The sequence below is a fragment of the Streptomyces sp. NPDC032126 genome (genome assembly GCF_055580085.1).
The window spans coordinates 192089-205471 of sequence record NZ_JBVIMA010000006.1; the positions used below are offsets into that span (position 1 = coordinate 192089).

General features: G+C 67.7%; 8 protein-coding genes. All 8 read left to right on the plus strand.

Going from position 1 to position 13383, the window contains the following annotated elements:
- The first annotated feature begins 156 nt into the window (after nt 1-156).
- The 8 genes from rplK (at nt 157) to ACZ5NW_RS23330 (ending at nt 13366) form a co-directional block, all read left to right on the plus strand.
- Complete coding sequence (rplK, locus tag ACZ5NW_RS23295) at nt 157-591, plus strand: 50S ribosomal protein L11 (protein WP_353689732.1); 435 nt, start codon at nt 157-159, stop codon at nt 589-591.
- A 79-nt stretch (nt 592-670) separates the two neighbouring features.
- Nucleotides 671-1396: a 50S ribosomal protein L1 gene (gene rplA / locus ACZ5NW_RS23300; RefSeq protein WP_468745816.1), complete on the plus strand. Its 726-nt coding sequence runs from the start codon at nt 671-673 to the stop codon at nt 1394-1396.
- Nucleotides 1397-1571: 175 nt separating this feature from the next.
- On the plus strand, nt 1572-2405 hold the full coding sequence (locus ACZ5NW_RS23305; RefSeq protein WP_468745817.1) for an SCO4651 family lipoprotein: 834 nt from the start codon (nt 1572-1574) through the stop codon (nt 2403-2405).
- A 79-nt stretch (nt 2406-2484) separates the two neighbouring features.
- Nucleotides 2485-3372 carry an SCO4651 family lipoprotein gene (locus tag ACZ5NW_RS23310; RefSeq protein WP_468745818.1) on the plus strand — a complete coding sequence of 296 codons (888 nt, stop codon included), beginning with the start codon at nt 2485-2487 and terminating at the stop codon, nt 3370-3372.
- A 921-nt stretch (nt 3373-4293) separates the two neighbouring features.
- Entirely contained in the window at nt 4294-4824 is a 531-nt protein-coding gene (gene rplJ / locus ACZ5NW_RS23315; protein ID WP_468745819.1) for a 50S ribosomal protein L10, read from the plus strand.
- Nucleotides 4825-4945: 121 nt separating this feature from the next.
- Entirely contained in the window at nt 4946-5329 is a 384-nt protein-coding gene (gene rplL, locus ACZ5NW_RS23320) for a 50S ribosomal protein L7/L12 (protein WP_468746164.1), read from the plus strand.
- A 554-nt stretch (nt 5330-5883) separates the two neighbouring features.
- Nucleotides 5884-9372, plus strand: a complete 3489-nt coding sequence (gene rpoB / locus ACZ5NW_RS23325) for a DNA-directed RNA polymerase subunit beta (protein WP_468745820.1) — start codon at nt 5884-5886, stop codon at nt 9370-9372.
- Nucleotides 9373-9466: 94 nt separating this feature from the next.
- Nucleotides 9467-13366, plus strand: a complete 3900-nt coding sequence (locus tag ACZ5NW_RS23330) for a DNA-directed RNA polymerase subunit beta' (protein WP_468745821.1) — start codon at nt 9467-9469, stop codon at nt 13364-13366.
- Nucleotides 13367-13383: the final 17 nt, after the last annotated feature.

Consider the following 13383-nt stretch of genomic DNA (forward strand, 5'->3'; position numbering starts at 1 on the left):
GTACCGCTTCCGAACAGGTCGGACCGGCTGCTGAAGCCTGTCTGACCTGCTCGGTTTTTGGCCGCGCATCCATACCCGTTATCGTTGTGCGGTATGCCTGCGTCCGGGTGATTCCCGGATGTGGGCAGGACCCGAATCGAAAGGACCCGGAGAGCTATGCCTCCCAAGAAGAAGAAGGTCACGGGGCTCATCAAGCTCCAGATCCAGGCCGGTGCCGCCAACCCGGCTCCGCCGGTCGGCCCCGCGCTGGGTCAGCACGGCGTGAACATCATGGAGTTCTGCAAGGCGTACAACGCCGCGACCGAGTCGCAGCGTGGCTGGGTGATCCCGGTGGAGATCACGGTCTACGAGGACCGCTCCTTCACCTTCGTCACCAAGACGCCGCCGGCCGCGAAGATGATCCTCAAGGCCGCGGGCATCGAGAAGGGCTCCGGCGAGCCGCACAAGACCAAGGTCGCCAAGATCACCGAGGCGCAGGTCCGCGAGATCGCCACGACCAAGCTCCCCGACCTCAACGCCAACGACCTGGACGCCGCCGCGAAGATCATCGCCGGTACCGCGCGTTCCATGGGCGTCGTCGTCGAGGGCTGAGCCCAACCTCCCCCAGCAGAAGAAGTGGCAGGGCCTGCTCGGCCCGTACCACGACTCCTAAGACACCACAGGAGCAGTAGTGAGCAAGCGCAGCAAGTCTCTCCGCGCTGCGGACGCCAAGATCGACCGGGACAAGCTCTACGCCCCGCTCGAGGCCGTCCGTCTCGCCAAGGAGACCTCCACGACCAAGTTCGACGGCACCGTCGAGGTCGCCTTCCGTCTGGGCGTCGACCCGCGTAAGGCCGACCAGATGGTCCGTGGCACCGTGAACCTGCCGCACGGCACCGGCAAGACTGCCCGGGTCCTGGTCTTCGCGACCGGTGACCGTGCTGCGGCCGCGGAGGCCGCGGGCGCCGACATCGTCGGCTCCGACGAACTGATCGACGAGGTCGCGAAGGGCCGTCTGGACTTCGACGCCGTCGTCGCCACCCCGGACCTCATGGGCAAGGTCGGCCGCCTCGGCCGCGTCCTCGGCCCCCGTGGTCTGATGCCGAACCCGAAGACCGGCACCGTCACCCCCGACGTCGCCAAGGCCGTCACCGACATCAAGGGCGGCAAGATCGAGTTCCGCGTCGACAAGCACTCGAACCTGCACTTCATCATCGGCAAGGTGTCGTTCGACGACGCGAAGCTGGTGGAGAACTACGGCGCCGCGCTGGAGGAGATCCTCCGTCTGAAGCCGTCCGCCGCCAAGGGCCGCTACATCAAGAAGGCCGCCATCTCCACCACGATCGGCCCCGGCATCCAGATCGACCCCAACCGCACCCGCAACCTCCTCGTCGAGGAGGACCCGGCGGCGGTCTGAGACCCCGATCGGTAGACGGGCCGTCCCGCACCCCACGAGGTGCGGGACGGCCCGTTCCCCTTTTCCGGCCCTTCCCGCGTCGGGCCCTTCCGCCGCGCCGGGTGCTCGTTCCCGTTTCTCCGGGTGGGCCGTGGGTTAGCGTGCGTTCAGGGACGGAACGCCGGGGGTGGGACGGATGCGGGGCATACGGGTGCGCTGGACGGTCGTGGCGATCGTGCCGGCGCTGGCGCTGAGCGCCTGCCACTCCGCCCGCACCACCGTGCCCGGACCCACCCGCTCACCCGCCTCCACCGCGTCCGCCGCGTCCCTCGCCGCCCTGCGCGACGCCGAGCGGGCCACCGAGCGGGCCGCCACGGCGGCGGTGCGTTCCACGACCGTCATGGGCACCCAGCTCTCCCTGCGAGCCGAGGGCACCCTGCGCTGGCGCGAGCGGCTCACCGGGGCGCTGACCATCACGTACACCGGCGGGACGACCGCCGAGACGATGCGCGGGCTCGGCGTCACCTCGATGGAGGCGCGCTATCTGCCCGACGCCTACTACGCGCGCATGAGCGACGCCTTCGCGCGCCGCATCGGCGGCCGGCACTGGATCCGCTACGGCTACGACGACCTCGGCACCGTCGGCGGCGGCGACTTCGCCGACCAGGTGCGGGCCGCCACGCCCAGCCGGTCCGTACGGCTGCTGCTGGAGTCCGACGACGTGCGCGGCGTGGGCCGGGAGACGGTCGGTGGACGGCGTACGACGCACTACACGGGCACCGTCGATGTCGCGGAGGTCTCCGACGCGGAGCTGCGGCGGCAGCTGGAGCAGGCCGGGATGACCGGCGGGAGCGTCGACATCTGGGTCGACGACCGGGATCTGCTGGTGAAGAAGGTGGAGCGGGGCCGCACCGCGGCCGGGACCTACACCCAGACCGCGTACTACGACGACTACGGCACGCCCGTCACGGTCGCCGCGCCGCCCGCCGGGGACACCGCCGACGTCACCGAACTGGTGCCGAAGTCGTGACGGAAGCCGGAGGACGCCGCGACAGGCCCGTGGCTAAGCTCGATCGGTAAGCGGTGGGCAGGACTTCACGGGGGGTCGGATGCGGATCAGGGGGAACGGGATCGCCGGTGCGGCCGGGGCCGTGCTGCTGCTGGGCGGTGCCGTGGCGTGTTCGGGCGGCGGCGGGACGCAGGGCGTGGAGCGGTCCGCGACGCAGGTGCTGACGGCGGCCTTCGAGAAGACGACCGACGCCAAGTCGGCCAAGGTGAGCATGACCATGTCGGCGCCGGGCTCCATGGAGGAGGGCGGCGGCAACATGACGATGACCGGGGTCATGGGCTGGGACCCGGGCGTCATGGATATGACCATAAAGGGCTCCGCGTTCACCATGCTCCCGGACGGGCCGGGGTCGGTCCGGATGATCCTTCGCGACAACGTCATGTACATGGAAATGGGCGAGGCGGCCGCCGAGGAGACCGACGGCAAGCGCTGGATGAAGCTGGACTACAAGGCCGTCTCCGCGGCGACCGGCGACAAGGAGCTGGCCAAGGAGATGGGCGGCGGTCTGGGCGAACTCGACCAGGACCCGACGCAGCAGCTGGCCATGCTGCTCGACTCGCCCAACCTGAAGCACCTCGGCAGCGAGACGATCGGCGGGCAGAAGGCCGAGCACTACAAGGGCACGCTCACCGTCGCGGAGATGCTGGGCAGCGACAAGTCACTCGACCTCCTCGACGCCGACGAGCGCAAGGAACTCCTGGACGGCATGAAGAAGTCGGGCATCAAGGGCTACGACACCGAGGTCTGGGTCAACGAGGACGACCTGCCGGTCCGGATGGACGTCGGCATGAAGATCCCCGAGGGCACCGTGCGGACGAGCATGACCTTCTCGGACTACGGCGCGAAGATCGACGTAGCCGTGCCGCCGGCCTCCGAGACCTTCGACGTGCTGAAGATGATGCGAGAGAGCAGCAAGGACGACCTCTGATCCTGGCCGTCCCGGCCGTCCCGGCCGTCCCGGCCACGCTGGCCATTTCGGCGTCCCGGCCGCCCTGGCTGTCCCGGCGCTCCGGGCGTTCCGGCGTCGCGGTCCTTCGGGCGGTCACGGCGGTCCTGGCTGCCTTGGTCGTCCTGGTGGTTCTGGTCATCCCGGCCGCTCCCGGCGTCCTGGCCACCCTGGCCACCCCGGCCACGCCGGCCATTTTGGCGTCCCGGCCGCCCTGGCCGTCCCGGCGCCCCGGCCGTTCCGGCGTTCCGGCGTCGCGGCCCTTCGGGGCGGTCACGGCGGTTCTGGCTGCCTTGGTCGTCCTGGTGGTTCTGGTCATCCCGGCCGCTCCCGGCGTCCTGGCCACCCTGGCCACGCCGGCCATTCCGGCGTCCCGGCCGCCCTGGCCGTCCCGGCGCTCCGGCCGTCCCGGCGCTCCGGCCATTCCGGCGTTCCGGCGTCGCGGTCCTTCGGGCGGTCACGACGGTTCTGGCCGCCTTGGTCGTCCTGGTGGTTCTGGCCATCCCGGCCGCTCCCGGCGCCCCGGCCGTCCCGGCGCCCCGGGGCCCTGGCCGTCCCGGCGCCCCGGGGCCCTGGCCGTCTCGGCGGTCCTGGTCGCCCCGGCCGCTCCCAGTGGCTCAGGGCCCGTAACGGGTCGATTTGCCTGGTGGGGGATCGGTCCTTTACTCTCTTCCAGAAGCCAAAGACCGCTGGTCGTTGCCGTGCGCTCATCATGAGGGTGCGGCGGCCGAAGGATCCGCTGCACAGTGGACGACCCGCGCAGGTGACAGTGGAAGAACTCCCGGGGCACACGCCATCGTGTGTGCGGCCGGTCGAGTCCGCCCCGTGCGCCTGCGCCGGGGCGTTTCGTTTGTCCCAGCCCCTTCCGAGCGGTCGTCATCACCCGGAAGGAGGCCGACGCTCATGGCAAGGCCCGACAAGGCTGCCGCGGTAGCCGAGCTCGCGGAGCAGTTCCGCAGCTCGAACGCCGCCGTGCTGACCGAGTACCGGGGTCTCACCGTGGCGCAGCTCAAGACGCTGCGTCGTTCGCTCGGTGAGAACGCCCAGTACGCCGTGGTGAAGAACACGCTGACCAAGATTGCGGCCAACGAGGCCGGGATCGACACGCTCGACGACCTGTTCAACGGTCCGACGGCGGTCGCCTTCGTCACCGGTGACCCGGTGGAGTCGGCGAAGGGTCTTCGTGACTTCGCCAAGGACAACCCGAACCTCGTCATCAAGGGCGGTGTCCTTGACGGCAAGGCGCTGTCCGCCGACGAGATCAAGAAGCTTGCGGACCTCGAGTCCCGCGAGGTTCTGCTCGCCAAGCTGGCGGGCGCCCTGAAGGGCAAGCAGACGCAGGCTGCACAGCTCTTCCAGGCGCTTCCGTCGAAGCTCGTCCGCACCGTGGACGCGCTTCGCGCCAAGCAGGACGAGCAGGGCGGTGCCGAGTAACTCGGCTCGCATCATGACCGCCGCCTGAGGCAGCCCGCCTGAAGCGGTGGTCGTAGCGGGCCGAACGTACGCCCGCCATACATGTACATCCGGCACCAGCCGATTTAGTGGAAGGAAAGCCATCGTGGCTCTCACCCAGGACGAACTGCTCGCCGAGTTCGAGGGCATGACCCTCATCCAGCTCTCCGAGTTCGTGAAGGCGTTCGAGGAGAAGTTCGACGTCACCGCCGCCGCCGCGACCGTCGTCGCCGGCCCGGCCGGCCCGGCCGCCCCGGCCGAGCAGGCTGAGGAGAAGGACGAGTTCGACGTCATCCTCACGGGCGCCGGCGACAAGAAGATCCAGGTCATCAAGGTCGTGCGCGAGCTCACCTCCCTGGGCCTCAAGGAGGCCAAGGACCTGGTCGACGGCACCCCGAAGCCGGTCCTCGAGAAGGTCAACAAGGAGGCCGCTGACAAGGCCGCCGAGGCCCTCAAGGGCGCCGGTGCCTCCGTCGAGGTCAAGTAACACCTCGCTGCGCTGAAACAGGCCCCCCTGGGGCTGTAACGCGTGAGCTGTGAAGAGCGATCATCCATCCGGGTGGTCGCTCTTCGGCGTTCCCGGAGGCGCGGCCGCGATTGCCCCGGCCCCAGTTCGCTGGGGGTATGGTGATCTTCGTCGTGTCTCCGGATGCCCCTGGTCGGGGCCGGGGGGCCTTGACGAACCGCACGCAGCGCGCAATTCTCAGGACGCGTCGCCAGAACGGTCCGAATCCGAGGCATGGATCGGCGACGAAGAGGGCAGTATCAACGTGCGTTGAAGGCAGGCATGACGCAGACGTTGAGGGCGATGAGGGTCTCAGAAAGCGGAGACTGGACATCAGTGTGCCAAGTGGCTACACTGACCCTTTGCGCTGCCTGTTAGCTGTCCCCTGCCCGTCACCAGGGGTCTGCCCTCGCCACAGCATCGACGATCGGGACTCCCTGACCTGGCCGAACAGCCAAAATGGGAAGCCTGTCTCTGTGCGCCGGTGAGGGGCCGGGGAGCGCGTAGTGAGTCCGAGCCCTCGGAAGGACCCCCTCTTGGCCGCCTCGCGCACTGCCTCGACCGCGAATACGAACAACGGCGCCAGCACCGCCCCGCTGCGCATCTCCTTTGCAAAGATCAAGGAGCCTCTCGAGGTTCCCAACCTGCTCGCGCTGCAGACCGAGAGCTTCGACTGGCTGCTCGGCAACACCGCTTGGCAGAGTCGGGTCGAGGAGGCTCTGGAGTCCGGTCAGGACGTCCCCACCAAGTCCGGTCTGGAGGAGATCTTCGAGGAGATCTCCCCGATCGAGGACTTCTCCGGGTCGATGTCGCTGACCTTCCGCGACCACCGTTTCGAGCCGCCGAAGAACTCGATCGACGAGTGCAAGGAGCGCGACTTCACGTACGCCGCCCCGCTCTTCGTGACGGCTGAGTTCACCAACAACGAGACCGGCGAGATCAAGTCCCAGACCGTCTTCATGGGCGACTTCCCGCTCATGACGAACAAGGGCACCTTCGTCATCAACGGCACCGAGCGTGTCGTGGTGTCGCAGCTGGTCCGTTCGCCGGGTGTCTACTTCGACTCCACCATCGACAAGACGTCCGACAAGGACATCTTCTCCGCCAAGATCATCCCGTCCCGGGGTGCCTGGCTGGAGATGGAGATCGACAAGCGCGACATGGTCGGTGTCCGCATCGACCGCAAGCGCAAGCAGTCCGTCACCGTCCTGCTCAAGGCGCTCGGCTGGACCACCGAGCAGATCCTCGAGGAGTTCGGCGAGTACGAGTCCATGCGCGCCACCCTGGAGAAGGACCACACCCAGGGCCAGGACGACGCGCTGCTCGACATCTACCGCAAGCTGCGTCCGGGCGAGCCCCCCACGCGTGAGGCCGCGCAGACGCTGCTGGAGAACCTCTACTTCAACCCCAAGCGCTACGACCTCGCGAAGGTCGGCCGCTACAAGGTCAACAAGAAGCTGGGTGCGGACGCTCCGCTCGACGCGGGCATCCTGACCGTCGAGGACATCCTCTCGACGATCAAGTACCTGGTGAAGCTGCACGCGGGCGAGACCGAGACGGTCGGCGACAGCGGTCAGACCATCGTGGTCGAGACCGACGACATCGACCACTTCGGCAACCGCCGCCTGCGCAGCGTCGGCGAGCTCATCCAGAACCAGGTCCGTACGGGTCTGGCGCGTATGGAGCGTGTCGTCCGCGAGCGGATGACGACCCAGGACGTCGAGGCGATCACGCCGCAGACCCTGATCAACATCCGGCCGGTCGTCGCCTCCATCAAGGAGTTCTTCGGCACCAGCCAGCTGTCGCAGTTCATGGACCAGAACAACCCGCTGTCGGGTCTCACCCACAAGCGCCGTCTGTCGGCTCTTGGCCCGGGTGGTCTCTCCCGTGAGCGGGCCGGCTTCGAGGTCCGTGACGTGCACCCCTCGCACTACGGCCGTATGTGCCCGATCGAGACGCCCGAAGGCCCGAACATCGGTCTGATCGGCTCGCTCGCCTCCTACGGTCGCGTCAACGCGTTCGGTTTCGTCGAGACGCCGTACCGCAAGGTCGACGAGAACGGCTTCGTCACCGAAGAGGTCCACTACCTCACCGCCGACGAGGAGGACCGCTTCGTCATCGCGCAGGCCAACGCCACGCTGACGGACGACCTTCGCTTCGAGGAGGCCCGCGTCCTGGTCCGCCGCCGTGGCGGCGAGGTCGACTACGTCGCCCCCGAGGACGTGGACTACATGGACGTCTCGCCGCGCCAGATGGTGTCGGTCGCGACCGCCATGATCCCCTTCCTCGAGCACGACGACGCCAACCGTGCCCTCATGGGCGCGAACATGATGCGTCAGGCCGTTCCGCTGATTAAGTCGGAGGCCCCGCTCGTCGGTACCGGCATGGAGTACCGCTCCGCCGTCGACGCCGGCGACGTCGTCAAGGCCGAGAAGGCCGGTGTGGTCCAGGAGGTCTCCGCGGACTACATCACCACGGCCAACGACGACGGCACGTACATCACGTACCGCCTGCACAAGTTCGCCCGGTCCAACCAGGGCACCTCGGTCAACCAGAAGGTCGTCGTCAACGAGGGCGACCGGATCATCGAGGGCCAGGTCCTCGCCGACGGCCCGGCCACCGAGAACGGTGAGATGGCCCTCGGCAAGAACCTGCTCGTGGCGTTCATGCCGTGGGAGGGTCACAACTACGAGGACGCGATCATCCTGTCGCAGCGCCTCGTGCAGGACGACGTCCTCTCCTCGATCCACATCGAGGAGCACGAGGTCGACGCCCGTGACACCAAGCTCGGCCCCGAGGAGATCACGCGGGACATCCCGAACGTCTCCGAGGAGGTCCTCGCCGACCTCGACGAGCGCGGCATCATCCGTATCGGTGCCGAGGTCATCGCCGGTGACATCCTCGTCGGCAAGGTCACCCCGAAGGGTGAGACCGAGCTGACGCCCGAGGAGCGCCTGCTGCGCGCGATCTTCGGTGAGAAGGCCCGTGAGGTCCGTGACACCTCGCTGAAGGTGCCGCACGGCGAGACCGGCAAGGTCATCGGCGTGCGCGTCTTCGACCGCGAGGAGGGCGACGAGCTTCCCCCCGGTGTGAACCAGCTGGTGCGCGTGTACGTGGCGCAGAAGCGCAAGATCACCGATGGTGACAAGCTCGCCGGCCGTCACGGCAACAAGGGCGTCATCTCGAAGATCCTGCCGATCGAGGACATGCCGTTCCTGGAGGACGGCACCCCGGTCGACATCATCCTCAACCCGCTGGGTGTGCCGTCCCGAATGAACCCGGGACAGGTCCTGGAGATCCACCTCGGCTGGCTCGCCAGCCGCGGCTGGGACGTCTCCGGCCTCGCGGACGAGTGGGCGCAGCGCCTCCAGGCCATCGGTGCCGACCAGGTCGCCCCGGGCACCAACGTCGCCACCCCGGTCTTCGACGGTGCGCGCGAGGACGAGCTCGCGGGTCTGCTCCAGCACACCATCCCGAACCGCGACGGCGAGCGCATGGTGCTCCCGTCCGGCAAGGCGCGGCTGTTCGACGGCCGTAGCGGTGAGCCGTTCCCGGACCCGATCTCCGTCGGCTACATGTACATCCTGAAGCTGCACCACCTGGTCGACGACAAGCTGCACGCCCGCTCGACCGGCCCGTACTCGATGATCACCCAGCAGCCGCTGGGTGGTAAGGCGCAGTTCGGTGGCCAGCGCTTCGGTGAGATGGAGGTGTGGGCGCTGGAGGCGTACGGCGCCGCCTACGCCCTCCAGGAGCTGCTGACCATCAAGTCCGACGACGTCACGGGCCGCGTGAAGGTCTACGAGGCCATCGTCAAGGGCGAGAACATCCCGGAGCCCGGCATCCCCGAGTCCTTCAAGGTGCTCATCAAGGAGATGCAGTCGCTCTGCCTGAACGTGGAGGTGCTGTCCAGCGACGGTATGTCCATCGAGATGCGTGACACCGACGAGGACGTCTTCCGCGCTGCGGAGGAGCTCGGCATCGACCTGTCCCGGCGCGAGCCGAGCAGCGTCGAAGAGGTCTGACGGGAGTTCGGGGGCCTTCAGCCAGAAGGCCCCCGGCCCCGGGACCCCCGTTTCAGACCCCAAGACTTACAACCCTGAGAGGGATTGACGCATAGTGCTCGACGTCAACTTCTTCGACGAGCTCCGGATCGGTCTGGCCACCGCTGACGACATCCGTCAGTGGAGCCACGGCGAGGTCAAGAAGCCCGAGACCATCAACTACCGCACGCTCAAGCCCGAAAAGGACGGACTCTTCTGCGAGAAGATCTTCGGTCCGACCCGGGACTGGGAGTGCTACTGCGGCAAGTACAAGCGCGTCCGCTTCAAGGGCATCATCTGTGAGCGCTGCGGCGTCGAGGTCACGCGCGCCAAGGTGCGCCGTGAGCGGATGGGCCACATCGAGCTGGCCGCTCCCGTCACGCACATCTGGTACTTCAAGGGCGTTCCGTCGCGGCTGGGCTACCTGCTCGACCTCGCCCCGAAGGACCTGGAGAAGGTCATCTACTTCGCGGCGTACATGATCACGTACGTCGACGAGGAGCGCCGCACCCGCGACCTGCCCTCCCTGGAGGCGCACGTCTCCGTGGAGCGTCAGCAGATCGAGAACCGCCGGGACGCCGACCTGGAGGCCCGCGCCAAGAAGCTCGAGTCCGACCTGGCCGAGCTGGAGGCCGAGGGCGCCAAGGCCGATGTGCGCCGCAAGGTGCGCGAGGGTGCCGAGCGTGAGATGAAGCAGCTGCGCGACCGTGCGCAGCGCGAGATCGACCGCCTCGACGAGGTGTGGACCCGCTTCAAGAACCTCAAGGTCCAGGACCTGGAGGGCGACGAGCTCCTCTACCGCGAGCTGCGTGACCGCTTCGGCACGTACTTCGACGGTTCGATGGGTGCCGCGGCGCTGCAGAAGCGCCTGGAGTCCTTCGACCTCGACGAGGAGGCGGAGAAGCTCCGCGAGATCATCCGCACCGGCAAGGGCCAGAAGAAGACCCGTGCCCTCAAGCGGCTCAAGGTCGTCTCCGCGTTCCTGCAGACCAGCAACAGCCCCAAGGGCATGGTGCTGGACTGCGTCCCGGTCATCCCGCCGGACCTTCGCCCGATGGTGCAGCTGGACGGTGGCCGCTTCGCGACCTCCGACCTGAACGACCTGTACCGCCGTGTGATCAACCGCAACAACCGTCTGAAGCGGCTTCTCGACCTCGGGGCGCCCGAGATCATCGTGAACAACGAGAAGCGCATGCTTCAGGAGGCCGTCGACGCCCTGTTCGACAACGGCCGTCGTGGTCGCCCGGTGACCGGTCCCGGTAACCGCCCGCTGAAGTCCCTCAGCGACATGCTGAAGGGTAAGCAGGGTCGTTTCCGTCAGAACCTGCTCGGTAAGCGTGTGGACTACTCCGCGCGTTCCGTGATCGTCGTCGGTCCGCAGCTGAAGCTGCACCAGTGCGGTCTGCCGAAGGCGATGGCGCTGGAGCTCTTCAAGCCGTTCGTGATGAAGCGGCTCGTGGACCTCAACCACGCGCAGAACATCAAGAGCGCCAAGCGCATGGTGGAGCGCGGCCGCACCGTCGTGTACGACGTCCTCGAAGAGGTCATCGCCGAGCACCCGGTGCTGCTGAACCGTGCTCCCACCCTGCACCGCCTCGGCATCCAGGCCTTCGAGCCGCAGCTGGTCGAGGGCAAGGCCATCCAGATCCACCCGCTCGTCTGCACCGCGTTCAACGCGGACTTCGACGGTGACCAGATGGCCGTGCACCTGCCGCTGTCCGCGGAGGCGCAGGCCGAGGCCCGCATCCTGATGCTGTCCTCGAACAACATCCTCAAGCCGGCCGACGGCCGTCCGGTGACGATGCCGACCCAGGACATGGTCCTCGGTCTGTTCTTCCTCACCACCGACGGCGAGGGCCGGGGCGTCAAGGGCGAGGACCGCTCCTTCGCGTCCGTCGCCGAGGCGATCATGGCGTTCGACGCGGGCGAGCTCTCGCTCCAGGCGCCGGTCGACATCCGCTTCCCGGTGGGCACCATCCCGCCGCGCGGCTGGACCCCGCCGGCCGTCGAGGAGGGCGAGCCGGAGTACCAGACCGGTGACAGCTTCCGTCTGAAGACCACGCTCGGCCGTGCGCTCTTCAACGAGCTGCTGCCCGAGGACTACCCGTTCGTCGACTACGAGGTCGGCAAGAAGCAGCTCTCCGAGATCGTCAACGACCTCGCCGAGCGCTACCCGAAGGTCATCGTGGCGGCGACGCTCGACAACCTGAAGGCGTCCGGCTTCTACTGGGCCACCCGTTCCGGCGTGACCGTCGCCATCTCCGACGTCGTCGTTCCCGAGGCGAAGAAGGAGATCGTCAAGGGCTACGAGGCGCAGGACGAGAAGGTCCAGAAGCAGTACGAGCGCGGTCTGATCACCAAGGACGAGCGCACGCAGGAGCTCATCGCGATCTGGACCAAGGCGACCAACGAGGTCGCCGAGGCGATGAACGACAACTTCCCGAAGACCAACCCGATCTTCATGATGGTGAACTCGGGTGCACGAGGCAACATGATGCAGATGCGTCAGATCGCCGGTATGCGTGGTCTGGTGTCGAACGCGAAGAACGAGACGATCCCGCGTCCGATCAAGGCGTCGTTCCGTGAGGGTCTGTCCGTGCTGGAGTACTTCATCTCCACGCACGGTGCCCGTAAGGGTCTGGCGGACACCGCTCTGCGTACCGCCGACTCGGGTTACCTGACCCGTCGTCTGGTGGACGTCTCGCAGGACGTCATCATCCGCGAGGAGGACTGCGGCACCGAGCGCGGCCTCAAGCTGGCGATCGCCGAGCGGGGCGCCGACGGCGTCCTGCGCAAGGCGGACAACGCCGAGACCAGCGTGTACGCGCGCTGCCTCGCCGAGGACATCGTCGTCGACGGCAAGGTGCTCGCCCCGGCGGGCGTCGACCTCGGTGACGTCCTCATCGACCAGCTGGTCGCCGCCGGCGTCGAGGAGGTCAAGACCCGCTCGGTCCTGACCTGCGAGTCCGCCGTCGGTACCTGCGCGATGTGCTACGGCCGTTCGCTGGCCACCGGCAAGCTGGTCGACATCGGTGAGGCGGTCGGCATCATCGCCGCCCAGTCCATCGGTGAGCCCGGTACCCAGCTGACGATGCGTACCTTCCACACCGGTGGTGTGGCCGGTGACGACATCACCCAGGGTCTGCCGCGTGTCGTCGAGCTCTTCGAGGCCCGTACCCCGAAGGGTGTCGCCCCGATCTCCGAGGCCTCCGGCCGCGTGCGGATCGAGGAGACCGAGAAGACCAAGAAGATCGTCATCACGCCGGACGACGGCAGCGACGAGACGGCGTACCCGATCTCCAAGCGCGCCCGACTCCTGGTCAGCGAGGGCGAGCACGTCGAGGTGGGCCAGAAGCTCACCGTGGGTGCCACCAACCCGCACGACGTGCTGCGCATCCTGGGTCAGCGTGCCGTCCAGGTCCACCTGGTCGGCGAGGTCCAGAAGGTGTACAACTCGCAGGGCGTGTCGATCCACGACAAGCACATCGAGATCATCATCCGGCAGATGCTCCGCCGCGTGACGATCATCGAGTCCGGCGACGCCGAGCTGCTGCCCGGCGAGCTGGTCGAGCGCTCGAAGTTCGAGACCGAGAACCGTCGTGTGGTCCAGGAGGGCGGTCACCCGGCCTCCGGTCGTCCGCAGCTGATGGGTATCACGAAGGCGTCGCTGGCGACGGAGTCGTGGCTGTCCGCGGCCTCCTTCCAGGAGACGACCCGAGTCCTGACGGACGCGGCGATCAACGCCAAGTCCGACAGCCTCATCGGTCTGAAGGAGAACGTCATCATCGGTAAGCTCATCCCGGCCGGTACGGGTCTGTCCCGCTATCGCAACATCCGGGTCGAGCCGACCGAGGAGGCCAAGGCCGCGATGTACTCGGCCGTCGGCTACGACGACATCGACTACTCGCCGTTCGGCACCGGCTCCGGCCAGGCCGTCCCGCTGGAGGACTACGACTACGGTCCGTACAACCAGTAAGCGAGCATGAGCCGAAG